A 24,075-nucleotide genomic window follows, 5' to 3' on the forward strand; every position below is an offset into this window, starting at 1 on the left:
AACTCTCTGCTGCATGACTTGGATCTTGGCACCTCGGAGGTCGTCGAGGACGTGGCGGCAGTCAGTGGCAGTGATGTGCCCACCAGCAGGCAGCTAAGAACCCACAAGGGGTAGAGCGTGGCTATCCCGAGCCGCGCCTGAATCTGATTCCAGACCCACCGCCACTGATGCCCATTTGGAGCGCAAGCTACCTTGACCGTTAAGGCCGCGCCCTTCCCAGTTCAAGCATTACGATGTCCGCCCAGGGCTGATGGATCTAGTTGCAGGCCTCGAGAACCTTCACAATTGCGTTGCGCTCGGCCTGTGTGACCCAAAGGCTGTACTTGGCCTTCACCGCCGTTTGGCGGGCGACGTATTCGCACCGGAATGCCTTGTTCGGAGGCAGCCAGGTCGCGGCATCCTTGTCGCCTTTGGCACTGTTGGTGGGCCCGTCGGCCGCCATGAGGTTCAGGGGGTCGTTGGCGAGGTCCTTGCGCTGGTCGGCACTGAGCTGCTGCGCGCCCTTCTGCCATGCGTCGCTGAGCGCGACGATGTGGTCAATCTGAACCTCAGAGCTGGTGTCCTGGCCGCGAACAAAGTTGATGGTTGTGCCGGTGTACCTGTCGGCCAAGGTGCCCGTGGTTACCACGCAGTCGTTGGTGCCGGGCTTAAACGTTTCGCCGGTCAGGTCCCGGGCGAGGATGTCATTGCGTGTATCGCAGCCGTTGCGGTCAACATCAGCCCACGCTGGTCCAAACTCATCCCGGGTATAGCCGGTCTTCGGCGCGCGGCCTTTGACCGGGACGCCCCTCAGTTGTTCGAGAGCGTTGATTCTATCTGCCGGGGAAGGCGCTCTGGCAGCGATGCCTGCAGGAGATTCGAGGACTTCGAGGGCGTTGGCTGCTGCGTCACACCCGGCGAGCGAGCCGGCCAGAAGTAGGGCGGTTGCAGCGGTCAGGGCTTTGGCGGCGGACCGGATAATCCTAAAGGTCCTTCGGTCTGCAGCGGGTTGTTCCACGCTAGCTTCGCCTGATGCCTGCCACCGGCAGGTGTGCCCGTGGTGCCCATCACATGCCGCGATTCCCCTGGCTCCCGCGAGTGTTCGGCTTCCGAGAATGCGTTCCGGCTCAATTGTTCGAGCCGCGGCTCGAAGTGAGTTACCCACCCGGGCTCAGTGCACGGTGGTCAGGCTGGCTTTCGAGCGGGTACCGATGAGCCGCTCCTTTCCCGCCGGCCGACTGACCGAGAGCGCGGATGCACTGCTGCCGGGAAGGATTTCACTCAACTTCGCGATTTCCAGGATGTGCTCGGAAGTGAAAATGATCTTGCCCTTGCCCCAACATGCATGGGGAAAGCGTCCGCTTGTGGCCCCGTCGCGCAGCCACGACTCTGTGCAGCGCATGAGCGCGGCCGCTTCGGCGGGTTCAAAAAATTCGATGTCCACGGCGTCTCCAAATGGAAGTCGTTTCTTTCCACGTTCATGGCCGAGTGGAAACACAATCGACATGACCGGAAGCACGGGACAGGCAAAACGTTTCCCTGACATCCACCGAGCCTCACGTGGTGCACTCCCCGTCACCGGTGGAAAGCCCCTACCGACCGCTCCATAGCATCAGCGCCGGCCTGCAGCGCCTCCGGCATCAGATGCCCGTAGACCTGCTCCGTGGTCCTGGTGGACGTATGCCCCAGGCGGCGGGAAATCGTGAACAAGGGCACCCCGTCCTGGATCAGCCACGACGCGTGGGTATGGCGGAGGTCGTGGATCCGCGGATTTTTGGTCAGACCGATTGCCTGGGCCGTGCGAACCGCGGGGAGCCAGTATTCGTCCCAGTAGAGCTTGTGGTAGATCCGGTCGCCCTTCTGCGACGTGAACACAAGGTCCTTCCCGGGCCTGCTCGCCACCAACGGGATCAGCAATTCCACAAGCGCAGGGTTCAACCCTATGGTCCGCTTGCCGGCACCTGTCTTCGTCGCACCAATGTAGAACTGGTTCTGGCCGTCCCGTTTCCAGGCCTTGTTGATCCGAGCGGTGGGCGGCTTGGACAGCAGATCAACGTCCGCCACAGTCAGCGCGGTGGCCTCCCCAAAGCGGGTACCTGTCATGACCAGGAAGTTGGTGAAAGCCTTGTAGCGCTCCCCCATCCCTTCCATGATGAGGCTGAACTCCGCATGGGTGAGGAACATGGCCTCATCCTCGGCCTTTTCAATCCCGGGAAGCTGCACGCCGCGGCAAGGGTTCCGGGCAATGTAGCCGAGCATCTCCGCCGTATTCATGGCGGCCGAAATGAGCCCGTGCACGTTATGGATGGTCTTCGGCGCCTTCCCCTTGGCCATCATCGACTTCACCCAGTGGGCGATCAGACGGTAATCGAGCTTGTCCACGGGGACGTGGCCGATGACGTTCCGGATGTGCAAGTCCAGCATGGTTTGGTAGGTCTTTGTGGTTCCGCTCGATGGACGGATCAGCAGGTCGATGTGTTCCTGGATGACTTCAGCGACGGTCGGCGTGCGCTTCTCGTTGGTGAGGATGGCATGCTGCGCGATCTCGAAGGATTGGCCGTTGGCGTCCAGCAGCCGTTTGAGCGTTTCAGCTTCGATAAGCGTGCTCACGGTGAGCCCTTGGTTAGACCGGGTTTTCGGGTCCCGCCAGCGCACCATGTAGGACTTGGAACCGTCCTTTTTGGTGCGAGTAGCGATGCTTGCCATACGAAAAACGGTACGCTCGTGTACACACTTTTGGCGGTTTTGTACACACCTGACCGCTCAACAGGCCCTTGACCTGCGGAAACACTGTGCCCGAGGTGGGACTCGAACTGCATTTCAGGCCTTGCAAACACTGGGAATCCGCGAAAACATGCGGAATCCGAAGCAGTTCGAGAACTGTACCGCCCGAACCGAAGAGAGATCTGTTGACATTGTCAACGCCTCGTCCTGCAGCTCTTGAGCAACTCGGCCCGACTGCCTGGAATAGATCCCGGGGGTGAAGGCGGTCCGGGCATGGGAGAAGCGCGCGAGCAATCGCGGGATATGAGCCCAGCTCCCGTCCGCCGCACCGAAACGCTTGAGTCAACGGTCCAGAAGGATAGTCAGTATCGCTAACGCATAGGGACCTCGAAGGAACAGGCGACGGCGGGCCGCCTGGTGAGCGCCCGCCGTCACAGTTCAGTAGTTAGAATATGGCCCGTCGCGCCTCCGCATCCTGACGGTTCCGCTCCACGTAGCCGGGCCTGGGCACGCCCACGGACTCCGGGGCGCCAGGAAGCTCCTCTCCACGAAGGGTCGCCTGCGCCGTCTCCCGCATGCACAGGACACTAACCAGGCCGATCACGCCGGCGAACGCCATGTACCAGCCCGGCACGAGCTGGTTTCCGGTGGTTTCAATCAGCTGATTGGCCACCGTCTGCGACGGTCCTGCGAAGAACGCCGTGGAGAAGTTGTAGGCAATTGCGAAGCCGGTGTAGCGCACGGCGGTGGGGAACAGTGCCGGGAGGGTTGAAGACACCGAGGCCACAAGAATTACCAGCAGCAGCCCTAGCACGGCCAGTCCGAGGAACTGGAGCATGAGGTTTTGCATGCCAAGCAGCATGACTGACGGTACGGACAGGACTGTGTAGCCGGCGGCGGCCACGAGCAGAAGAGGCTTGCGTCCGACGCGGTCGGAGAGCGCGCCCACCGGTGGAATGGCCACCAGCATAAGGGCCATAATTACTACCAGCATCCAGTTGCCTTGGGCGGTGCTGTGGCCCAGTTGGCCGCTCAGGTACGTCGGCATGTAGCCCAAGATCAGGTAGAACGCCACGTTCAGCAGAACCACGAAGCCGGCTAGGACCAGCAGCTGCCGCCAGTTGTTGCGCAGAACGTGCCGCAACGGCGACTTGGTGGTCTCCTTATGTTGCGAGGCCTCGGAGAAGACGGGCGCCTCCACGAGCCGGGTCCGGATCCACAGTGCCGTGAGGCCAAGCGGGATGGTCAGGAGGAACGGTGCGCGCCACCAGCCCGCTTCCATGCCGCCGTCTCCGACAACCGCGATCAGCATGGTGCAGACGACTGCGGCCAGCATGAATCCTACCGTGGTGCCGAACTCGAGGAACGATCCCAGGAAGCCGCGTCGCCGGTCGGGTGCAGACTCGGCCATATAGACCGCAGCACCGCCGTATTCGCCGCCCGCTGAGAAGCCCTGCACCAGGCGGCAGGCCAGCAGCAGTATGGGGGCGAGCAGGCCGACAGTGTCCAGGGTGGGCAGCAGGCCGATGGCGCCGGTGGCCAGTGTCATCAGGGTCACGGTGAGCACCATGACCTTCTGCCGGCCAACCTTGTCACCCAGCGGGCCGAGGATCAGGCCGCCGAGCGGCCGCACCAGGAAGGACAGCGCCAGGGTGGCAAGGGTGAGAGTGACGCCGAGACCGCCGTCCCCCTCCTTCGATCCGAAGAAGTTTGTGGCCATGTAGATGGTCAGGTAGCCGTACACACCGTAGTCGAACCACTCGACGGCGTTGCCCAGGGCGGACCCCAGTATCGAACGGTGGAGCGAGCGCCTGCCCTCCTCGGTGGAGGGCTCCGCGCCGGGTGCGGTCTGTGGGTCCGGATGCTTGTCATGCACGGGCTGGGGACTGGTCATCATTGGTTCGTCCTTCAGTGAAGTTGTTGTCATTGCGGGCCGCCTGTTGTTGGACTTGTATAGGGCTGCGCCGGCATTGGCGCAGCCCTTTCAAGGCTTTTCAGCCGCGGGGTACGGCCATGTACTTGGTCTCGAGGAATTCCTCGATGCCTACGCGTCCGCCTTCGCGGCCCAGGCCTGAGGCTTTGATCCCGCCGAACGGCGCCGCCGGGTTGGAGACAATTCCAGTGTTCAGCCCGACCATGCCGACTTCGAGGGCGTCGCCCATCCGGAAACCGCGGTCCACGTCCTGGGTGAAAAGATACCCCACGAGGCCCCACGGAGTGTCGTTGGCAAGCCGGGTAACCTCCTCTTCCGTGTCGAACGGCACCACGGGTGCCACCGGGCCGAAGATCTCTTGGCTCATCAGGTCCGACTCCGGGTTCACGCCGGACAGCACTGTGGGCGAATAGAAGTAGCCCGGACGGTCAGGCCGTGAGCCGCCGCAGACAATGGTGGCGCCTTTGGCCACCGCGTCGTCCACCAGTTCCTGCACTTTGGTCAGCGCCTTTTCCTCAACGAGGGGCCCGACGTCGGTCCCGGTCTCGGCACCGTCACCCACCGAGAGTGCGTTTAGGCGGGCAGCGAGGCGGCGTGCGAATTCGTCTGCGATGGGGCGCTGGACAAAGAGGCGGTTGGCAGCCGTGCACGCCTCGCCCATGTTGCGCATCTTGGCTGCGACGGCGCCGTCAACCGCACGGTCCAGGTCCGCGTCTTCAAACACGATGAACGGCGCGTTGCCGCCCAGCTCCATGGAGGAGCGCATGACGTGCTGGGCAGCCTGCTCTAGCAGCCGGACGCCCACGTCGGTGGAGCCGGTGAAGCTGACCTTGCGGGCAATACCGCTGGCCATCCACGGGGAAACCACGGCGGAAGCCTTGGTGGTGCAGACCACGTTCAGGACGCCCTTGGGCAGGCCTGCCTCGATGAGGATGTCTACCAGCGCCAGAGAGGACAGTGGGGTGAGGTTGGCCGGCTTGAACACCATGGTGCAGCCCGCCGCGATGGCAGGGCCGATCTTGCGGGTGCCCATGGCCAGCGGGAAGTTCCAGGGCGTGACCAGTACGCACGGTCCGACCGGCTGCTTGGAGACCAGGATGCGGTTCTTGCCGTCGCCGGTGGTGGTCACGTCGCCGCCGATCCGGACGGCCTCCTCGGAGAACCAGCGGAAAAACTCGGCCGCGTAGGCCACTTCACCCTTGGCTTCAGCGAACGGCTTGCCCATCTCGGAGGTCATGATGAGGGCCAGTTCGTCCTGGCGGGCCATGATGAGATCGTAGGCGCGGCGGAGGATTTCGCTGCGCTCACGGGGCGCGGTCTTGGCCCAGTCTGCCTGGACGCGGCCTGCGGTCTCGATGGCGCGGCGGGCGTCTTCGGGGCCGCCGTCGGCCACGGTGGCGATGACCTCCTCGGTTGCGGGGTTAATTACGTCGAAGCGGGCGCCGGAGGCGGCTTCGGTCCACTCGCCGTCGATGAAGAGGCCGGTGCTGACCTTGGCGATGGCGTCCCGGGCCAGCTGTGAGGTGCCGGCGGTCTGGGTGGTCTGGGTTGTCATGATCGAGAATCCTTTTCGTTGGAGATGGTGCAAAATGTGGGTCAGCCTGCGGCAGCGTCAGGCGTGGTCTGGGCAGTCTTTCCTAGGGCTGTTTCTCCCGGGTCCAGGAGCTGGGCAATGTGCCTTCCGGGGCGTTCGGGATCGATTTGTTTCACCTGCATTGCGCAGGAGAACCCGTCGGTGAGGACCACGGATCCCGTACTTGTGGCACGCAGCGCCGGGGCCAACGACTGCTCGGCGACCTTCATGCTCACCTCGTAGTGCTCCTTTTCGAACCCGAAGTTGCCTGCCACTCCGCAGCAGCCGGGGGCATCCACCACATCTGCGACGCCAATGGAGGCCAGGGCGCCGCGCTGGGTCCTGGCGCCGAACACCGAGTATTCGTGGCAGTGCGTCTGCAGCACCACCTGGTCCGGAAGCGGCATTGCAGGAACCGGAGTCCAGCCTGCAGCAGCCAGCTCGCCAACATGCTGGGCGAAGCTGCGGACCCTCGCGGCCACCCGCCGGGCCTGGTCCGTGTGTACCAGTTCGGGCAGGTCCTTCCGCAGCGCGGCTGCGCAGCTGGGCTCTACCACCACGATGGGACGGTCGGTGCCGTCGTCCAGGACTTCGGCAGCGTTGGCCATCAGCTTCTTTGCAGTGTCCAGCTGGCCAGTGGAGATCCACGTCAGCCCGCAACACGCATCTGCCGCGCATTCCGTGGAAGCCCCCGTGCCGGCCAGCACCCGGGCGGAGGCACCGGCCACCTCGGGCCGGAATCCTTTGGTGAAGGTGTCTACGAAGAGCACGACGCCTGAGGCCGAAGCGCCCGGGATGACCTCGCGGCGGGAGCGCGTCCCGCCGTCGTACTTCCCACCGGTCTTTTGCCCTGGGATCCTGCGGCCCGGCATTCCCACGCCAGCCGCGGCGACCTCTTTGCGCCATTCACTGTCGCCGGCGAACCGGGGCAGGTCACGGTGTGTGGTGAGGCCGCCCAGCACGGCGGCCAGCTTACCCAGGGGCGTGGCCAGGGCGGCATTGACCAGCGGTGCCATGTGCCCGGTGATCTTCAGCCATCGCGGCAGCCAGCCCAGCGAGAAGTGCGAGAGCGGCCGCAGCTTGCCCTGGTAGTAGTGGTTGAAGAACTCGGACTTGTAGGTGGCCATATCGACGCCCGTGGGGCAGTCGGTGGAACATGCCTTGCATGACAAGCACAGGTCAAGCGCTTCCCGTACCTCTTCGGACTTCCAGCCTTCGTCCACGGTGCGGGCGCCCCGGACCATGTCCTGCAGCACGCGGGAGCGGCCGCGGGTGGAATCTTTTTCGTCGCCGGTGGCCCGGTAGCTGGGGCACATCACGCCGCCGGCGTCTGTGCGGCAACGGCCCACGCCGATGCACGCCTGGACGGCATGCACCCACGGATCCATTCCGCTGCCGGCGGAGTGGGACGGGTTATCCGTTTCGCTGGCCGAACCGCCGCCGGAGTGCAGCGGCCGCAGGTCAAAGCTGGTGCGCCATTCCCGCTGCGGCACGCCGTCCAATGCCAGGTTCTCATCCAGCGGGTCAGGGTCGGTGAGGGAGCCGGGATTCAGGATCGAAACGGGATCCCACAGCTGGCGGAAGTCTGAAAACGCCGCCAACATCCGAGCCGAGTACATCAGCGGAAGCAGCTGCGATCGGGCCCTGCCGTCCCCGTGCTCGCCGGAGAGGGAGCCGCCGTGCCGGACCACCAGTTTCGCCGCCTCCGCGGAGAACCGGCGGAACACCTCGCGGCCTTCCTCCGTACGGAGATCGTAGGTGATGCGGATGTGCATGCACCCTGCGCCGAAGTGCCCATACATGACCCCCTGCAGCCCGAAGCTGTCCAGCAGCCCGCGGAAATCGGCAAGATAGCTGGCCAGGTTTTCCGGTGCTACGGCCGAGTCCTCCCAGCCGGGCCATGACTCGCCACCGCTGGCGAGACGGGCGGAAAGACCGGCGCCATCCTCGCGGACCCGCCACAGCGAGGCGCGCTCCACGGTGTCCGGAACCGGGCGGCCAGCCACCAGGCGGCCGTTTTTCCGGAGTCGGGCCAGCAGGCGGTCAGCCTCGGCACGCACCTGGGCGGGATCGTCGCCGTCGAGGTCCACATAGAGCCAGGCTTTACCCTCCGGAAGTCCGAGCACCGAGTCGGCGCCGCGCCGGAAACGCATGGTGTCCACGATGGCTTCGTCGATGCCTTCGACGGCGGCCGGCGAGAATTCCAGAATAGTGGTGATATCCCGCGCTGCCTCCACGACGTCGGCGTACCCCAGGCAGACCAGCAGAGCGCTGGCCGGCTTGGGGACCAGCTTCATCCGCGCGCCGGTGATGATGGCGCAGGTTCCTTCCGAGCCCACCAGGGCGCGCGCCACGTTGAAGCCCTTTTCCGGTAGCAGGTTATCCAGGTGGTAACCCGAAACCTGCCGCTGGATCCGGCCCAGCTCAACCCGGAACTCGGCCAGGTTGATGTGCGCCAGTTCCTTGAGCGAACCTGTGAGCGAGGCCGCGCGTGCAGCACCGGCCTTGTCCGCGGGGTCGGTGGCGCGCAGGCCATCCGCTGTGGCGGTGAGCCGGGCCCCGTCGGAGGTGACGACATCGAGCTCCAGCACGTGGTCCGACATGCGGCCGTAGCGCACGGAGTGGTTCCCGCATGCGTCGTTCCCGAGCGAACCCCCAATGGTGGCCCGGTTTTTGGACGAAGGGTCCGGGGCGAACGTGTAGCGGTTGCCTGTGGCCCGCTCCACCTCGCGGGACAGCACTGCCAGGACTACCCCGGGATCCACCGCGACGGTCCCGGCGGCCTCGTCGATGCCATGGATCCGGTTCATGTGGCGCGAAAAGTCCAGCACCACACCGGGTCCGATCGCGTTGCCGGCCATGGATGTACCCCCGCCGCGGCTGATCAGCGGGGTGCCTGTCTCCCGGCACGCCGCCAGCGTTCCCACCACGTCCTCGGTGGACCGGGGGAACACGACGGCGAGCGGCGCCACACGGTAATTGGAGGCGTCATAGGAATACTCAGCCAGCCGCCGCGGCGAAGTATCCGCGTCGATTCCGGCCGCGGACAACCGCCGCAGGATCCGCTGCTGCTCCGCGTCAGGCGCGGCAGCGGATACGACGTCGGCCCGAGCGGCGGGCAGGGAGGAAACAGTCATCGCGCGGCTCAGGCTCCGGCGGTGGCGGGGACAGCGCCAACCACGGCACCGACGGCGGCTTCGAAGCGCTCCAGGCCGGTGGCGATCTCCTCGGCGGTGACTACCAGTGCCGGGATGAGGCGGACCACGTTGCCGGCCGGGCCGCAGGTCAGGGTCAGCAGCCCCTGGTCCGTGGTGGCCTGTTGGATTGCTGCGGCCGTGGCCGCGTCCGGCTTGCCGTCTTCGCCGGTGAATTCGATGCCCTGCATGAGGCCGCGGCCGCGGACGTCGCCGATAACCGGGAACCGCTGCTGGATTTCCTTGAGGCCGGCTTGGAGCTGCTCGCCGCGGATGCGGGAGTTCTCCACCAGGCCTTCTTCCTTGACCACTTCGAGGGTCGCGACGCCGGCCGCAGCGGAAACTGCGTTTCCGCCGTAGGTGCCGCCCTGGGAACCGGGCCAGGCCTTGGACATGGTCTCGGTGGAGGCGGCAATGGCGGAAATCGGGAAACCGGAGGCGATGCCCTTGGCAGTGATGATGATGTCCGGGGTGGCGTTCGAGTACTGGTGGCCCCAGAACTTTCCGGTGCGGCCCACGCCAGCCTGGACCTCGTCGAAGATCAGCTGGATGCCGTACTTGTCGGCACGCTCACGCAAGCCCTCCATGAAGGCGGGCGGGGTGGGCAGGTAGCCGCCGTCGCCTAGGGCCGGTTCGATCAGGAAAGCGGCGGTGTCATTGGGGGCGGTGCGGGTCTGCAGCAGGTAGTCCAGTTCCTGCAGGGCGAACTCGACTGCGAGCGCTTCGTCCCAGCCGTAGCGGTACGCGTAGGGGAACGCGGACATGTGGACGCCGGCCATCAGCGGGGAGAACCCGGCGGAGAATTTGGTGCCGGCGGTGGTGAGGGATGCTGCGGCGACAGTGCGGCCGTGGAAGCCACCCTGGAACACCACGATGTTGGGGCGGGCGGTGGCCATGCGGGCTAGCCGGATGGCAGCTTCCACAGCTTCCGAGCCGGAGTTGGCGTAGAAGACGGAGTCCAGGCCGGAGGGGAGGACCTCACCGAGCTTTTCGGTCAGTTCCAGCAGCGGCTTGTGCATCACGGTGGTGTATTGGGCGTGGATGATCTTGCCCACCTGTTCGCGCGCTGCGGCCACCACCCTCGGGTGGCAGTGGCCGGTGCTGGTCACTCCGATGCCGGTGGTGAAGTCCAGGTAGTCTTTGCCGTCCGTCCCGTGGATCCAGCTGCCAAGGGCGTGGTCCACGACGACGGGGGTTGCTTGCTTGAGTGCGGGGCTGAGGGAAGTCATGCCACCCATGATGCAGGTCACATCTGTTTATTGTCAACAATCCTAATATCGCGTAGGGTTGTGGCGTGAGTAACACTGATATCCAAAGCCAGCCCTTACCGGCCCCGGCAGGAGCGTCCGAGGCAATGAAGCCCCGGGTTGTGATCCTGGTCGCCGAAGGGCAGCCCCGTCCCTACAACCTGACCGATATTAAACAGATGGCCGACGTGATCCTCACGGACGCAGCCGGACTCGCGGAAGCATCACGAGGCGCCGACATTCTATTCCTCTGGGACTTCTTCTCATCGGCACTGAGCGAAGCCTGGCCGCACGCCGACGCCCTTAAATGGGTGCACGTGGCGGCGGCCGGAGTGGACGCGATGATGTTCGAGGAACTGCGCTCCTCGGACGTGGTTGTGACCAACGCCCACGGCACCTTTGACCAGCCGATCGCAGAATTCGTCCTGGCGTCCATCCTGGCGCACGACAAGCAACTGCACCGCAGCAAGGCGCTGCAGCAGCAGTCCACGTGGCAGCACCGGGAGGTGACCCGCACCGAGGGTTCCCGCGCACTGGTAGTGGGCACCGGCGGCATCGGCCGGGCCACGGCCCGGCTCCTGCGCGCGGTGGGGATTGACGTCCGCGGCGTGGGCCGCGGCGCCCGCGACGACGACCCGGACTTCGGCACCGTCCTCGCCAGCGGAGACCTGGCAGCGCATGCGGGCTGGGCGGACCACGTGGTGCTCATTGCGCCCCTGACCGACCAGACCAGGAACATGATGGACCGCAAGGTCCTCTCCGCCATGAAACCGTCCGCGCACCTCATCAATGTGGGCCGCGGCGCCCTGGTGGACGAACCGGCACTGATCGAGGCCCTCCAGGAGGGCCTGATTGCTGCCGCATCCCTGGACGTCTTCACCGAGGAGCCGGTTCCTGCCGCACACCCCTTCTGGGCCATGGACAACGTCCACATGTCCGCCCACATGTGCGGCGACGTCGTCGGCTGGCGGGACGCACTGGCGCGCCAGTTCCAGGAGAATCTCGAGCGCTGGACCAGCGGCGGGCAGCTCAACAACGTGGTGGACAAGCAACGCGGCTACGTCAGCCGCCGCTAGTCCTGCACACACCCCTGCCCGCAGCGCTGGGCGCCGGTTTGTGTGAGCCATGACACATGACATAAATTGTAAACAATCTACTAACTATCGGAGGTGTCTCTTTGCTGTTCAGCCAAGAGGAATATGATGCCAGGCTCGCCGGCGTCCGCTTGCGCATGGCCAGGCAGGGGCTGTCAGCCCTGCTGGTCACCGATCCTGCCAACATTTACTACCTGACCGGCTACAACGCCTGGTCCTTCTATACCCCGCAACTGGTCTTTGTGCCGGCTGAAGGCCCCATGCTGTTGTTCAGCCGGGCCATGGATGCCGGCGGCGCCACCCGGACCACCTGGCTGCCCGAGGAATGCATCGTAGGATACCCCGAGCAGTACGTCCACCGCCCGCATGTCCACCCCTTCGATTGGGTGGCTTTTGCATTGCGCGAGCGCCACCTCATTGCCCCCGCCGCCAAAGGCTGCGTGGGCCTGGAGATGGACTCGCACTTCTTCTCCCCCAAGGCATACCGTTCGCTGGTCAACGCCCTCCCCGAATGGACCCTGGTGGACAGTTTCGAGCTGGTCAACTGGGTACGCTCCGTCAAGTCCCCCGCCGAGATCCAGCTGATGCGCGGCGCCGCGCAGGTCTGCATGGCGGCGATGCAGGCTGCTGTGGAAACGATCGACGTCGGCGTCCGCCAATGCGATGCGGCCGCGGCGATCAGCCAGGCCCAGATCCGGGGCGCCAACGGCATCGGCGGCGACTACCCCGCCATCGTGCCCATGCTGCCCACCGGCGAAGCTGCCGACACCCCGCACCTGACCTGGAGCGAAGACCGCTTCGAGGCCGGCCAGGCTGTGGTGATCGAACTCGCCGGCGCCCACCAGCGGTACCACACGCCCCTGGCGCGCACCCTGACGCTCGGCAAGAAGCCGGAGCGGCTCGCCAAGCTGGCAGACGCCGTCGCGGACGGTCTGAATGCCGTGCTCACCGAGGTCCAGCCGGGCGTTCCCGTACGGGAACTTGCCCGCGCCTGGAACTGGACACTGGCCAAATACGGCCTGGAAAAACCGTCCCGCATCGGTTACTCGATCGGCGTCGGCTACCCGCCGGACTGGGGCGAGCGCACCATCTCCATCCGCTCCGAGGAGGAATCTATCCTCGAGGAGAACATGACCTTCCACGTCATCGGAGGCATGTGGATGGACAACTACGGCTACGAACTCTCCGAATCCATCCGCGTCACCGCCGACGGGGTGGAAACCTTCACCAGCTTCCCCCGCGAACTCATCCAGAAAGGCGGCTAGGCCGTGAACCACATCGCTACCCGCGCCCAGGCATTGCCGCTGGCTGACCGCGCCGCCAATCTGGTGGGCTCGGTAATCGACTCCAGCACGTCCCTGCTGGCCGCCCAGACCCACGACATTGTCCGCTTCGCCATGGGCTCCCCCGCGGACGAAGCCGTGCCGCTGGACGAATTCCGCGACATCGCAGACAAGGTCATCGACCACAGCTCCATGACCTACGGCGCCACCGAGGGCGAGCCCGTGCTCCTGAAGGCGCTGGTGGACTACCTTGCCGGGACCACGGATCCCACCACGGAGGAGCGCGTCACCATCACCGCCGGCGGCATGCAGGGCCTGGATCTGGCCTGCAAGACCTTCATCAACCCCGGCGACCTGGTGATTGTTGAAAGCCCCACGTACACAAACGGCAGCGCCACCGCCCTGAGCTACGGCGCCGAACTGCTCGAAGCGCCCATGGACGAAAACGGCCTCATCGTCGAGGCCCTCCCGGAGCTGGTGGCCGCCGCCGGACGCACGCCCAAGGCCATCTACACCATCCCCAACTTCCAAAACCCGTCCGGCGTCACCCTGTCACTGGCCCGGCGCCACCAGCTTTTGGAACTGGCCCACGAGTGGAACGCCGTGATTATCGACGACGACCCCTACGGTCTCCTCCGGTTCCAGGGCGAGGACCTGCCGTCCTTCCAGGCTCTGAGCCCGGGCGATCCGCTGCTTTTCTCTGTCCGCACGTTCTCTAAGATCCTGGCTCCGGGCCTGCGCGTGGGCTGGGTTGACACCGATCCGGCGCTCCGCCAGCTGGTCATCAACGCCAAGCAGGCAATGGACACCTGCACCAACGTCCCCAACCAGCACATCGTGGCCGAATACATCCGCCGCGGCGGCCTGGACAACCACCTGGCCGGCCTGCGCACGGAGTACAAGCGCCGCAAGGACGCAATGCAGGAAAGCCTCCGCCGCCACCTCGGCGACCGGGTCACCACCACCGACCCGGAAGGCGGCTTCTTCCTCTGGCTCACCCTGCAGGGCGAGGATGCAGGGATCTCCACCCGGAAGCTCTTCGAAACCGCACTGGCAGAAGGGGTGGCGTTCATCCCCGGGCCCGCGCTCTCCGCCAGCGGAAAGTTCGACGACGCCGTCCGTCTCTGCTTCGCATCCACCACTCCGGAGCGGGCCGAAGAAGGAATTATCCGGCTTGGCCGGGCCATGGACCGTGAGCTTGCAGCGCTTAAGGCCGGAGCAGGCGCGTGAGTGCCGCCGTCCAGCAGGATCTGCAGCTCCTTGAGGACAGGGTCCTGGGCCTAATCAGCGAAGCGGACCTGGTGGCGCTCACCACCGCGCTCGTGGCCGCCGGCGGCGAGAACCCCGGCGGGACCGAGGAAGCCACCGTGCAGGTCCTGACGGAGTTCAGCCGGGCCGCAGGCCTGGACGTTGCCACCGAAACCGTCGCGGAGGGACGGCCGAACTTCACGGCCGTCCTGCCCGGCGGCAGCATGCCAGGCATGCTGTTCCTGGGCCATTCGGATGTTGTTCCGGCCGGGACCGGCTGGGAGCGTCCCCCGTTTGAACCCTACATACGGGACGGCCGGCTGTTCGGCCGCGGCTCCACAGACATGAAAGGCGGCCTGGCCGCCGTGCTCATCGCCCTCAAGGCGCTCAAGGCCGCCGGTATCGAACTGCCGTTCAACGCTGCACTGGCCTGCACCGTGGATGAGGAGGACCTTGGCATCGGCATCCGCGCCTACACCGCCTCCGCCGCAGCCGATCCGGCCTTCAGTTATTCGGCGTGCGTGGTGGCGGAGCCCACCGACCTGGAGACCGTGATCGGCTGCCGGGGTGACAGCTACATCGAGCTGAAAGTCACCGGCAAGTCAGCCCACTCCGGCCGGCCCGCCGACGGCCGGAACGCCATCGATGCCGCCGCCAGGATCCTGGAACTGGTCCGCAAGGACCACGCCCTGCTCCAGGAGAACCAGGACCCGCTATTGGGCGCGGGCACATGGAACATCGGCCTCATCCAGGGCGGCACAGGTACCTCCATGGTGGCCGCGGAATGTACCGTCTCACTCGACCGCCGGCTCATGCCCGACGACGACGCGCAGCAGATCCTGGACCGTCTCCTGGCACAGGTCCGCGAGGCAGGCATCGACACGGACGGCATCTCGGTCTCGGCCGGGGTCACCATGGAGATGCCCGGTTTCCGCACCCCCGAGGACCACCCGCTGGTGTCGAATTCCGTGGCCGCCTTGGCGGACGCCGGTGTGGACAGCGCCATCCGCGGCTGGACTGCTGCCTGCGACGGCGGCTTCGTGGTCCGCGACCTCGGTGTGCCGGCCATTGTGATGGGCCCCGGCGGGCTGAACGACCAAGCCCACCAGGTCAACGAATCCGTCAGCATTGCCGAGATTGTCGCCGCCGCCCGCGCCTATGCGCTGCTTTGCCTACGGCACGGCGGGAGCTGACAGACCATCAATTAACGCGCAAGGGGGGCCGGATGCACATTGTGCAGCCGGCCCCCTTCTTTTGAGCGGTGACATTTCCGCGGTGGCGCGATGGCGCGGGCCCCTGGTCAGGCGGTCGCAACCTCGGCATCGCCGCTGCCGCCGGTCAGGCGTTCCAACGCGTCTTCCATGTGGCTGATCAAAAGCTTGCCCACGCGCTCCTGGTCCCCGTCCCCCAAGGCCTCGGCGATGGCCTGGTGTTCGGCCACCCGGGCATGCGGGTCGGGATACTTTTTCTCCAGCGCCGTAAGGCACATTCGGGTCTCGGTCAGCAGAGTGTTGTGCATGCGGGTCAGCCGGGTGCTATCGGCCGCCGCCACCAGCGTGGCATGGTATTCCATATCGGCTTCGGACATCGCGTCCAGGTCGCCTTTGTCAGCGGCTCTCTGCATGGCTTTGACGATCGGTATGAGCTGCGCGGCGACACCTTTGCCGCCCTTCTGTAGGATCAGTTCGGAGGCGGCGCGTTCGACGGCGGTGCGCGCCACATACATGTCGCGGACCTCTTCATCGGTCATGGTGATCACGAACAGGCCGCGGTTGCGGATGCTGATCAGCAGGCCTTCCTGCGTGAGCCGCTGCATCGCCTCACGGAGCGGTCCCCGGCTGACGCCGAGCTCCTTGGCCAGTTCCGCCTCCCCCAGCTGGGAGCCCGGCGGAATATGGCCCAGCCCGATTGCCGTGCGCAACTTACCGGCAATGATTGCTGGCGTGGACTCGCGCACCAGGGGCTCAAATCTTTGCATCGGTACCAACTATCCGTCAGGGGTCCGGCTGCGGCCTCGGAGCCCGCAGCGGACCGGTTGTCTTTCATATCCGGCCGGGATGGTCGGATCAAAAACTGTCTACAATCCTACTGCCAGTAAGCTGACCATCCATGGATTATGTAAAAAGAAGTCGGGGCCGCCGGCAAGGCGGCCCCGACTCGTCTGGATCAGGGCGCAGTGTCCACGGCCCGTGAATAGGTCAGGGTTTCGTCCCGGGCGCCGCCCATCCAGATGTCCTGGCAGGCGGCCGCCATTTCATCCAGGCCTTCCACGATGGTGGCGAACACGTTGCCGGGCACCCAGCCGGTGTCGCCGTTCAGCAGCAGGTTGTTCCGGCCGTAGAAGACGGCAAGGTCGACGATGGTCTGCACCGAATCCGTCGAGTCGGCTTCATAGCCGTGTGACGGCGTCTTGAGATCGTTGGACGTAAACGTGAAATAGCAGACGTCGCCCGGGATGGGGGTCACGGTGGTGTTCTCCGCGCCGGGTTCAGCCGGAGCAAACGCCGGAACCAGGTTGTAGATCTCGTTACGGGCGTACTTTCCATGGAAGACCTGCCCGCTGAGGGGAAGTGCGTCCCAGACGGCGTTGGCCGTACGGGGCGCTGCGTCGTCGTGCAGGAGCGCCTTGCAGGTGACTCCGCGCTTTTCAAGGGTGATGTTGATGTACCTGGCCATTTTCTGCCTTACTTCAGGATGGGGGTGGACATTGCCGGGGTGGAATTGGGGCGGGCGTGCTGCCAGTCGACGGCGCCCTGGTATGCGGCGGCCGCCGAGAGCACTCCAGCGTCGCCATGCCGGGGACCCACGATCTGCAGCCCGACCGGAAGGCCTTCGCCGGTGAAGCCGCACGGGACACTAATGCCCGGCTGCTGGGTCAGGTTGAAGGGGTACGTATAGGGCGTCCAGGATGTCCAGTCCTGCGAGGACGATCCGGCCGGGACGTCACGGCCGGCTTCGAAGGCCGGAATAGGCAGCGTGGGTGTCACCAGAAGGTCGAAGCGCTCGTGGAGAAGCCCCATCTCCCGGCCCAGTTTCATGCGGACCGCCGTGGCGTCCAGGAAGTCCCCGGCGCTGAAGCCGGAGTGCCGTTCCAGTGCCGCCGCCAGCAGCGGATCAAGCTGTTCCGCGGCACCGGGGCCGTAGCCTTCCACCACTTTGGCCGCGCCGCTGAACCAGAGCACGTGGTAGGCGTCCACCGGGTCCTGCCAGCCAAGGTCGATTTCCTCCACCTCGGCCCCCAGGTCCCGCAGGACCTGGACTGCCCCGCGGACTGCCTTGTCGACGTCGGGATCATTTTTTCCGTAGCCGAGATCCGGGCTGAAAGCGATTTTCCGACCCCGGACCCCTTCGTCGATGGTGGACAGGAAGGAGCGCGTCGGCGCGGGACCTGCGGACCAGTCGCGAGCGTCCGGGCGGGAGAGGATATCGAGCATCAGCGCCGCATCCTCAACGGTGCGGGTGATGGGGCCGGCGTGGGCGAGGGTGCCGAAAGGGCTGGCCGGGTACAGCGGCACGGTCCCGTACGTGGGTTTGAAACCCACAACGCCGGTAAAGCCGGCGGGGATGCGGATGGAGCCGCCGCCGTCGGTCCCTACGGACCACGGGCCCATGCCCTGCGCCACGGCGGCTGCGCTGCCCCCGCTGGAGCCGCCGGCCGTGCGCGAAACGTCCCACGGGTTGCGGGTGATCCCGCAGCGCGGGCTGTCGGTCACGCCCTTCCAGCCAAACTCGGGGCTGGTGACCTTGCCGATCAACACAGCACCGTTTTCGCGCAGCCTGGCCACGGCGGGTGCGTCCTCGTTCCAGTCTCCATCAGGGGAGGTCAGGCGGGACCCGCGCAACGTCGGCCACCCCTTGGTAAGCATGAGGTCCTTGATGGAGGTGGGTACACCGTCGGCCAGGCCCAGCGGCTCGTTCCGGCGCCAGCGCTGCTCCGATTCACGCGCCGCCGCAAGGGCTGACTCCGCCTCCACCAGGCAGAAGGCGTTGATGCCGCCGTCGTGCTGTTCGATGGCGTTCAGGGCCGCCTCCGCAGCCTCCACCGGGGAGACCTCCCCCGATCCGTACGCGTCAACCAGCTGCGTGGCAGTGGCCCATTCCAGTGAATCAATCACGCTGTGAAGCTCCTTGTCCGGTACAACCTGCGGTCTCCGCCACCGGCTGTGACGCCGGTAACACTGCGGTCAGGTTATGTTGCGCTCACCACTATTGTCAACAATCCTACTTTCCTATCTTTTGCGTTCTGATGATTGTAAGATTGTGCACAATCCGCGGGAGCGGTTCCCACGGTCACTTCAAAGGAGAATCTATGGCCGTCACCATTGGCATGCTGTACCCGGGCTTCGGCGCCGAGGACGACTACCCCTTCATGGAGAAACTCCTGGGCGAGGGAATCCACCTTCCCCTGGTCCACACCTCCGTAGGCGTCGACGCGCACGAAGTCCAGGCCCTGCTCGACCTCGGCAAGAGTGAAAGGCTTCTGGAAGGCGCGGATGCCTTGCGCGCCGCCCTGCCAGACGCCGTTATGTGGGCCTGCACATCCGGCAGCTTCGTCTTCGGCTGGGAGGGCGCACATCAGCAGGCCCGGGAGGTCCAGGAAGCCCTTGAGGTGCCCGCCTCCTCCACGTCCCTGGCCTTCGTTGCCGCCTGCAAGGCGCTGGATCTGACCAAGGTGGCCGTCGCCGCCACCTACCCGGAGGACGTCTCCCGGCACTTCGTGGCGCTGCTGAACCGTGGCGGCATCAACGTCACGCAGCTGGTCAGCCACGACATCCCCACTGCCGCACTTGCCGGCGAGCTTGACCGCGAAGGCGTCCTTGCCCTTGCCCGGAGCAACGACAGCGACGAGGCGCAGGCGATCCTGATCCCGGACACGGCGCTGCACAGCGCCCGCTGGATCAACGAACTCGAAGCGGCGCTCGGCAAACCCGTCCTCACCGCGAACCAGGTAACCGTCTGGCAAGGCCTGCAGCTTGCCGGCGCCCTGCGCCCGTGCGACGCTCTGGGCACGCTGTTCAAGAAGACGGCACCGGTCGGCGTCGGAGCATAGCCCGACACGACAAGAAATCCCGGCCGCGGGCTGTCACACGAACAGCCCCGGCCGGGATTTCTTTTGTCCCGGCTATGCCAGCAGGCGCTGCCCCGGACCTACCGCCGCCTTGCCCAGGCGGCGCAGCGACGCCCACGCTGTCACCTGGTTGGCCGAGAGGACCGGCTTGCCCAGTTCCCGTTCCAGCGGCGCGATGATGTCGTACGTGGGCAAGTTGGTGCAGCTGATGAAGACCACGTCCGCCTCCGGAACGTCGGCCCCGCGGATCAAGTCGCAAGTGGCCTGGTAGGGAACCTGCCAGATGCCCCCGTCCAGCCCGAGCCCGGCTTGCGCTGCCACCGAATGGCCGGCCTCCTCCAGGAAATCCCCCAGCCGAACGGTCAGGTCCGCCACGTACGGCGTAATGACCACAACCCTGGAGACGCCCAGATACTCCAGCGCCTCCAGCAGCGCCTCGGAGGTGCTGACACCATGCGCGTCGGCGGCGGCCGCCATCACCTTCGAAATATGGCGGGCTCCGGATAAACCGTTGACGAAGCTGCCGGACGTGCAGGCGTAGGCCATGACCGCGGGGCGCACGGCGCTAAGGTTCTTCACCGCAGCGAGGATGTCGGCGTCGTCGCTCACATCCTCTGCCATCTCCAGGCTGACGGGCTCATCAAAGAACGGCGTCCGGGTGAAGAACAGCGAGACGTCCGACGGCATCCACCGCCACAGCTCGCGGTCCAGCGCCATGTCGAACGGGCATACCACGCCTATGCCGGCCTGCACCTCCGGGCCAGCGAACGTGGGTTCAATGGGCTGCATTAGCTCTCCCTAAAATTAGTAGATTGTTGACAATCCATTGCCGTTTGCCTAGGGTCCGTAGTGACCCGGCTAACCCGTGCAAAGGAGCATCTTGAACATGTCGAAAATCCCGGCCGACGGCGTCGACCTCGAATTGCCGTCCCCACCCGTTCCGGTGGCCAACTACGTTCCGGTCCGCCAGGTGGGAAACCTCGTATTCACGGCGGGCCAGACGCCCACCCGCGATGGCGTCCTCACCATCAGCGGCAAGCTGGGTCGCGAGCTCACCATCGAGCAGGGCCAGGAAGCAAGCGCCACGGCGGTGCTTAACTGCCTGGCAGCCCTGAAGCAGCACCTGGGCTCGCTGGACCGGATCGTGTCCGTAGTCAGCCTGACCGGTTACGTAGCTTCGGCCGAAGGCTTCGGTGACCAGCCGGCCGTGATCAACGGCGCCTCGCTGATCCTGGAACAGGCCTTCGGCGACAAGGGGCGCCATGCCCGGGCAGCTGTCGGCGTTGCCGAACTGCCCGGACTGGCACCCGTTGAAATTGCGATGATTGTAGAGGTGTAGCGGACCGTCAGTGCTGCAGGACGGCCCGGAGGAAGGTCCGGGTCCGTTCCTGCTGCGGGTCCTTGAAGATCTGGGCCGGCGGTCCACTTTCCACGGCAGCCCCGTTGTCGAACATCACCACCCGGTCCGAGATCTCCTCCGCGAACCGCATCTCGTGCGTCACCATGAGCATGGTCATGTCCGTGGTGTGCGCAAGGTTCCGGATCACATTCAGCACCTCACCGATCAATTCCGGGTCAAGCGCCGAGGTGGGCTCGTCGAACAACAGCACTCTGGGCCGCATAGCCAGCGCCCGGGCGATGGCCACGCGCTGCTGCTGCCCGCCGGACATCTGCGGCGGCGTGTGGTTCATGTGCTTCCCGAGGCCCACCAGGTTCAGCAGCTCCGCGGCGCGTTCCTTCGCCTCCGCCTTGTTCATGCCCAGCACGTGGATGGGCGCCTCGATGACGTTCTCCATGGCGGTCATGTGCGGAAACAGGTTGAACTGCTGGAACACCATGCCGATCTTGCGCCGGGTTTCCCGCATCTGCTTGGTCTCGCGCACCTTTTGGCCGGCCGTGACATCCCACAGCACGTCGCCGTCGACCTTCACGAGCCCTTCACTGGGCGTCTCCAGCGTCATAAGGATACGCAGGATCGTGGTCTTGCCCGATCCGGAAGGGCCGATGATGGAGACCTTCTCCCCCGGCGCCACTTCGAAGTTCAGCGACTTCAGGACCTGGTTTGATCCCCAGTTCTTGCTGACGTTCTGGAACCTGATGATCGGATCGGAGGCAAGGCCCACGGGAGTGGTCAGGGGTTGGGGTTCAGTGCTGGGGCGCATAGCGCCGCTCCAATCTGTTGACGAGCCGTGAGGCGGGGTAACTGATGGCCAGGAACAACAGCGCTGCCAGGGTCAGCGGTTCCAGGTAGCGGAAGCTGGAGCTTCCGATCGCCTGTGCCGTTGCCATGAGTTCCACCACAGTGATGGCTGACAGTACTGCTGAGTCCTTGAACATCTGGATGAGGTAGTTGCCGAGCATCGGGACTACGGTGCGTATTGCCTGCGGGAGGATGATCCTGCTCCAGGTGCGGGACCCGGGGAGGCTCAGCGCCGTTGCTGCCTCCCACTGGCCCTTGGGCACACCCTGGATGCCGCTGCGGTACACCTCTGCCATGTAGGCGCTGTAGTTCACCCCTATAACCACTACGCCGGTGGTGAAGGCGTCAAAACTGATACCGTACGCCGGCAGGACAAAGAATGCGCAGTAGGCCTGGACGAGCAGCGGGGTTCCCCGGACGAACACCACGAAGAAGGACACGACGGGCGACAGCACCGGGATGGCGAGCCGCCGAAGAATCGCAAAGAACAGACCCAAAAGGGCAGCCAGCAGGGTGCCCAACAGGGTGATCCTGACCGTGACCCAGAGGCCCTCAAGGAGCAGCGGAATGACGGACACGGCAAAGTTGTTGTCCCAGATCATGCTGCACCTACCTTCATGAGTTGGCTTTCCTTGCGCTGGGCGGCGAGTGCCTTCCGGTCAAGCGCGTAGCGCCGTTCCAGCCAGCTGGTGAGCAGCGTCAGCAGGTAGGAGAGGACGAAGTACATCACCAGGATGGTGATGAAAATCGCCGTCGTCTGCCCTGTGCTGCTACGGATCATCTGTGCCCTGAAGGTCAGGTCCGCCACCGTGACGAGGGAGACGAGTGAGGTGTTCTTCAGCAGGTCCACCATGACGTTTCCGAAAGGCGGCAGCATGGCGGGGATCGACTGCGGAATGATGATGCGCCTGAGCCTCAGTGCGGGTTCCATGCCCAGCGCGATGCACGCTTCGGTCTGGCCTTTGGCCCGGCTGGCGATGGCGCCGCGTACAACTTCTGCGGCGTACGCGCCTTCGTTCAGCCCGAGCGCCAGGACCGCAGCGGTGAGCGGGTGGAGCTGGATTCCAAAGAACGGCAGTGCGAAGAACAGCCAGAACATCTGCACCAGCAGCGACGTTCCTCGGAATACTTCAATGAACACTCCTGCCGGCCAGCTGATGATCCGGTGGCTGGATAGTCGTGCCAGGCCGGCGGCAAACGCGACCACCAGGCATAACGCCCCGCTGAGCACCGCCACCAGGATGGTGGTCAGGAGCCCCTGCCACAGCAGCGGCGCGTACTCGATTACTGCGGACATCCCAGCCTCCCCTCTGCCGGCAGGGGCATCAGCCCGCGGTCTTGCATAGGTCCTGGGCGGTTACGCCTTCCACCACGGACGCGTCAAAGCCCCACTTGGTGAGGATTTCGGCGAACTCCGGCGTTTTCTTGAACGCTGCGAGCTCCTTGTTATACGCCTCGTGGAAGGCAGCGTCGGACTGGCGGAAGGCAGCACCGGAACCGGTGCGCGGAGCGTCGTCTACCGGCTTGCTGATGTCAAAGCTTGCATCGTCTTTTGCAAGAGCCTTAAGGGAGAGCGTAGGCAGCATGAAAGCATCTGCCCGGTTCGCCTTGAGCGCTTCAAGCCCGCTGCGTCCGTCATTGATCTTCACCTGCTGGGAAGCCGGCACGTTGGACGTTTTGAGCACGCCTTCCTCGAAACCGCCCGGAAGAACAGCGATTCGTAGCGAGGGATCGGAAAGGATGGCCGCGACGGACGTAATCCCCTTTGGATTGCCCTTTGGTGTGGCGAAGGACTCTGTAGAGACGATCACCGGTTCCGAGTAGAGCACCTGCGCGCACCGCGACTCCTTCATGAACAGGCCCGCAGCGATCACGTCCCAGCGGTTGGCGTTGAGCCCCGGAATCATGGATTCGTAGGGCGTGATAATGCCCTGGACCTCCCCGATGCCCAGCCTCTTGCAGACTGCACGGAGAACGTCCGGCTCGCAGCCGGTGACTGTCCCGTCGGCGCCAACCTGGGTGTACGGGGGCTCGTTGGCGATGCCCACGCGCAGGAACCCCTGGGCCTTTGCCTGTTCCAGCAGGTTGCTGGCAGCGCCGGAGGCAGGACCGCCTGGCGCCACAGTGGAACAGCCCGTCGCCCATCCGGCCACCGAAACCCCGAGTGCCGCCACGCCTGCACCCCGCAGGAGGTTCCGCCGCGAAATGTTGCCCGTCATAATTACTCCTTCGCCCGGTCCGCGCCGGGGATAGTCAGCAGGATCACACGCTGTGACGCGTGTTACATAAAACCTAAGAGCCCGGTGTACTATTGTCAACAATCCGAATGTAAATTGTGCGTTACCGGCGATTCGAAGATGACTTGCCTGGGAGCGCCCGGCCACGTCGAGGAAGGCCTGGAGCCTCCCGACACAAAACCCACAGATGGAGCCCACGATGATCATCGGCGTCCCCGAAGAAATCAAGAACAACGAGTTCCGGGTGGCCATCACCGCCGCCGGAGTCCACGAGTTCCGCAGCAACGGCCACACC

Annotated in this window: 21 protein-coding genes; 6 read left to right on the forward strand and 15 right to left on the reverse strand. The window is 65.1% G+C overall.

The window, feature by feature from the left end:
• Window positions 1-256: 256 nt before the first annotated feature.
• The 7 genes from PV768_RS18710 to PV768_RS18740 form a co-directional block, all read right to left on the reverse strand.
• Window positions 257-997 (reverse strand): HNH endonuclease family protein, encoded by a 741-nt coding sequence (locus PV768_RS18710; RefSeq protein WP_421093832.1) that lies wholly within the window; start codon window positions 995-997, stop codon window positions 257-259.
• Window positions 998-1,150: 153 nt separating this feature from the next.
• Window positions 1,151-1,423 (reverse strand): hypothetical protein, encoded by a 273-nt coding sequence (locus PV768_RS18715; protein WP_421093833.1) that lies wholly within the window; start codon window positions 1,421-1,423, stop codon window positions 1,151-1,153.
• A gap of 131 nt (window positions 1,424-1,554) precedes the next feature.
• The gene (locus tag PV768_RS18720) at window positions 1,555-2,685 is read right to left on the reverse strand and encodes a tyrosine-type recombinase/integrase (protein WP_421093834.1); all 1,131 of its coding nucleotides are present in this window, start codon (window positions 2,683-2,685) and stop codon (window positions 1,555-1,557) included.
• Between the two features lie 463 nt (window positions 2,686-3,148).
• A complete protein-coding gene (locus PV768_RS18725) occupies window positions 3,149-4,630 on the reverse strand; it encodes an MFS transporter (protein WP_421093835.1) in 1,482 nt (493 codons plus the stop codon).
• Between the two features lie 67 nt (window positions 4,631-4,697).
• Window positions 4,698-6,191 carry an NAD-dependent succinate-semialdehyde dehydrogenase gene (locus PV768_RS18730; RefSeq protein WP_421093836.1) on the reverse strand — a complete coding sequence of 498 codons (1,494 nt, stop codon included), beginning with the start codon at window positions 6,189-6,191 and terminating at the stop codon, window positions 4,698-4,700.
• A gap of 41 nt (window positions 6,192-6,232) precedes the next feature.
• Window positions 6,233-9,346 carry an FAD-binding and (Fe-S)-binding domain-containing protein gene (locus PV768_RS18735; protein ID WP_421093837.1) on the reverse strand — a complete coding sequence of 1,038 codons (3,114 nt, stop codon included), beginning with the start codon at window positions 9,344-9,346 and terminating at the stop codon, window positions 6,233-6,235.
• Window positions 9,347-9,354: 8 nt separating this feature from the next.
• Window positions 9,355-10,632, reverse strand: coding sequence for an aspartate aminotransferase family protein (locus PV768_RS18740; RefSeq protein ID WP_421093838.1), 1,278 nt, complete (start codon window positions 10,630-10,632; stop codon window positions 9,355-9,357).
• Window positions 10,633-10,757: 125 nt separating this feature from the next.
• Here PV768_RS18740 and PV768_RS18745 point away from each other — a divergent pair, with 125 nt between their 5' ends.
• From PV768_RS18745 to PV768_RS18760, 4 genes are all read left to right on the forward strand, one after another.
• Window positions 10,758-11,726 (forward strand): D-2-hydroxyacid dehydrogenase, encoded by a 969-nt coding sequence (locus PV768_RS18745; protein WP_421093850.1) that lies wholly within the window; start codon window positions 10,758-10,760, stop codon window positions 11,724-11,726.
• Window positions 11,727-11,827: 101 nt separating this feature from the next.
• The gene (locus PV768_RS18750) at window positions 11,828-13,009 is read left to right on the forward strand and encodes a M24 family metallopeptidase (protein ID WP_421093839.1); all 1,182 of its coding nucleotides are present in this window, start codon (window positions 11,828-11,830) and stop codon (window positions 13,007-13,009) included.
• Between the two features lie 3 nt (window positions 13,010-13,012).
• On the forward strand, window positions 13,013-14,257 hold the full coding sequence (locus tag PV768_RS18755) for a PLP-dependent aminotransferase family protein (protein ID WP_421093840.1): 1,245 nt from the start codon (window positions 13,013-13,015) through the stop codon (window positions 14,255-14,257).
• On the forward strand, window positions 14,254-15,468 hold the full coding sequence (locus tag PV768_RS18760; protein ID WP_421093841.1) for a M20 family metallopeptidase: 1,215 nt from the start codon (window positions 14,254-14,256) through the stop codon (window positions 15,466-15,468). Before PV768_RS18755 ends, PV768_RS18760 begins: the two co-directional genes overlap by 4 nt.
• A gap of 107 nt (window positions 15,469-15,575) precedes the next feature.
• On the opposite strand, the gene PV768_RS18765 is transcribed toward PV768_RS18760, so the two are convergent.
• The 3 genes from PV768_RS18765 to PV768_RS18775 form a co-directional block, all read right to left on the reverse strand.
• On the reverse strand, window positions 15,576-16,232 hold the full coding sequence (locus tag PV768_RS18765) for a GntR family transcriptional regulator (RefSeq protein ID WP_421093842.1): 657 nt from the start codon (window positions 16,230-16,232) through the stop codon (window positions 15,576-15,578).
• A 209-nt stretch (window positions 16,233-16,441) separates the two neighbouring features.
• On the reverse strand, window positions 16,442-16,951 hold the full coding sequence (locus PV768_RS18770; RefSeq protein ID WP_311218571.1) for a DUF3830 family protein: 510 nt from the start codon (window positions 16,949-16,951) through the stop codon (window positions 16,442-16,444).
• Between the two features lie 8 nt (window positions 16,952-16,959).
• Window positions 16,960-18,390 carry an amidase gene (locus PV768_RS18775; RefSeq protein WP_421093843.1) on the reverse strand — a complete coding sequence of 477 codons (1,431 nt, stop codon included), beginning with the start codon at window positions 18,388-18,390 and terminating at the stop codon, window positions 16,960-16,962.
• Window positions 18,391-18,584: 194 nt separating this feature from the next.
• Here PV768_RS18775 and PV768_RS18780 point away from each other — a divergent pair, with 194 nt between their 5' ends.
• On the forward strand, window positions 18,585-19,325 hold the full coding sequence (locus PV768_RS18780; RefSeq protein WP_421093844.1) for a maleate cis-trans isomerase family protein: 741 nt from the start codon (window positions 18,585-18,587) through the stop codon (window positions 19,323-19,325).
• A gap of 72 nt (window positions 19,326-19,397) precedes the next feature.
• Here PV768_RS18780 and PV768_RS18785 read toward each other — a convergent pair whose 3' ends face one another.
• A complete protein-coding gene (locus tag PV768_RS18785) occupies window positions 19,398-20,132 on the reverse strand; it encodes a maleate cis-trans isomerase family protein (RefSeq protein WP_421093845.1) in 735 nt (244 codons plus the stop codon).
• A 97-nt stretch (window positions 20,133-20,229) separates the two neighbouring features.
• Between PV768_RS18785 and PV768_RS18790 the strand changes: the two genes are divergently transcribed.
• A complete protein-coding gene (locus PV768_RS18790; RefSeq protein WP_421093851.1) occupies window positions 20,230-20,682 on the forward strand; it encodes a RidA family protein in 453 nt (150 codons plus the stop codon).
• Between the two features lie 7 nt (window positions 20,683-20,689).
• On the opposite strand, the gene ehuA is transcribed toward PV768_RS18790, so the two are convergent.
• Genes ehuA through ehuB form a run of 4 tightly spaced genes read right to left on the reverse strand, consistent with a single transcriptional unit; the run spans window position 20,690 to window position 23,762 of the window.
• Window positions 20,690-21,505 carry an ectoine/hydroxyectoine ABC transporter ATP-binding protein EhuA gene (gene ehuA, locus PV768_RS18795; RefSeq protein ID WP_311218566.1) on the reverse strand — a complete coding sequence of 272 codons (816 nt, stop codon included), beginning with the start codon at window positions 21,503-21,505 and terminating at the stop codon, window positions 20,690-20,692.
• Window positions 21,489-22,145 (reverse strand): ectoine/hydroxyectoine ABC transporter permease subunit EhuD, encoded by a 657-nt coding sequence (ehuD, locus tag PV768_RS18800; RefSeq protein ID WP_311218565.1) that lies wholly within the window; start codon window positions 22,143-22,145, stop codon window positions 21,489-21,491. The genes ehuA and ehuD overlap by 17 nt, the downstream gene beginning before the upstream one ends.
• Complete coding sequence (gene ehuC / locus PV768_RS18805) at window positions 22,142-22,840, reverse strand: ectoine/hydroxyectoine ABC transporter permease subunit EhuC (RefSeq protein ID WP_421093846.1); 699 nt, start codon at window positions 22,838-22,840, stop codon at window positions 22,142-22,144. Before ehuC ends, ehuD begins: the two co-directional genes overlap by 4 nt.
• 28 nt (window positions 22,841-22,868) lie before the next feature.
• Window positions 22,869-23,762: an ectoine/hydroxyectoine ABC transporter substrate-binding protein EhuB gene (ehuB, locus tag PV768_RS18810; protein ID WP_421093847.1), complete on the reverse strand. Its 894-nt coding sequence runs from the start codon at window positions 23,760-23,762 to the stop codon at window positions 22,869-22,871.
• Between the last annotated feature and the right edge of the window lie 313 nt (window positions 23,763-24,075).

It is taken from the genome of Pseudarthrobacter sp. CC4 (assembly GCF_048957775.1).
Taxonomy (GTDB): Bacteria; Actinomycetota; Actinomycetes; order Actinomycetales; family Micrococcaceae; genus Arthrobacter.

Coding starts and splice junctions, on each gene's coding strand:
- ehuC (WP_421093846.1), bottom strand. CDS start 22,840: ATGTCCGCAGTAATCGAGTACGCGCCGCTGCTGTGGCAGGGGCTCCTG.
- PV768_RS18790 (WP_421093851.1), top strand. CDS start 20,230: ATGTCGAAAATCCCGGCCGACGGCGTCGACCTCGAATTGCCGTCCCCA.
- PV768_RS18780 (WP_421093844.1), top strand. CDS start 18,585: ATGGCCGTCACCATTGGCATGCTGTACCCGGGCTTCGGCGCCGAGGAC.
- ehuD (WP_311218565.1), bottom strand. CDS start 22,145: ATGATCTGGGACAACAACTTTGCCGTGTCCGTCATTCCGCTGCTCCTT.
- PV768_RS18745 (WP_421093850.1), top strand. CDS start 10,758: ATGAAGCCCCGGGTTGTGATCCTGGTCGCCGAAGGGCAGCCCCGTCCC.
- PV768_RS18720 (WP_421093834.1), bottom strand. CDS start 2,685: ATGGCAAGCATCGCTACTCGCACCAAAAAGGACGGTTCCAAGTCCTAC.
- PV768_RS18735 (WP_421093837.1), bottom strand. CDS start 9,346: ATGACTGTTTCCTCCCTGCCCGCCGCTCGGGCCGACGTCGTATCCGCT.
- PV768_RS18770 (WP_311218571.1), bottom strand. CDS start 16,951: ATGGCCAGGTACATCAACATCACCCTTGAAAAGCGCGGAGTCACCTGC.
- ehuA (WP_311218566.1), bottom strand. CDS start 21,505: ATGCGCCCCAGCACTGAACCCCAACCCCTGACCACTCCCGTGGGCCTT.
- PV768_RS18730 (WP_421093836.1), bottom strand. CDS start 6,191: ATGACAACCCAGACCACCCAGACCGCCGGCACCTCACAGCTGGCCCGG.
- PV768_RS18740 (WP_421093838.1), bottom strand. CDS start 10,632: ATGACTTCCCTCAGCCCCGCACTCAAGCAAGCAACCCCCGTCGTCGTG.
- ehuB (WP_421093847.1), bottom strand. CDS start 23,762: ATGACGGGCAACATTTCGCGGCGGAACCTCCTGCGGGGTGCAGGCGTG.
- PV768_RS18785 (WP_421093845.1), bottom strand. CDS start 20,132: ATGCAGCCCATTGAACCCACGTTCGCTGGCCCGGAGGTGCAGGCCGGC.
- PV768_RS18725 (WP_421093835.1), bottom strand. CDS start 4,630: ATGACAACAACTTCACTGAAGGACGAACCAATGATGACCAGTCCCCAG.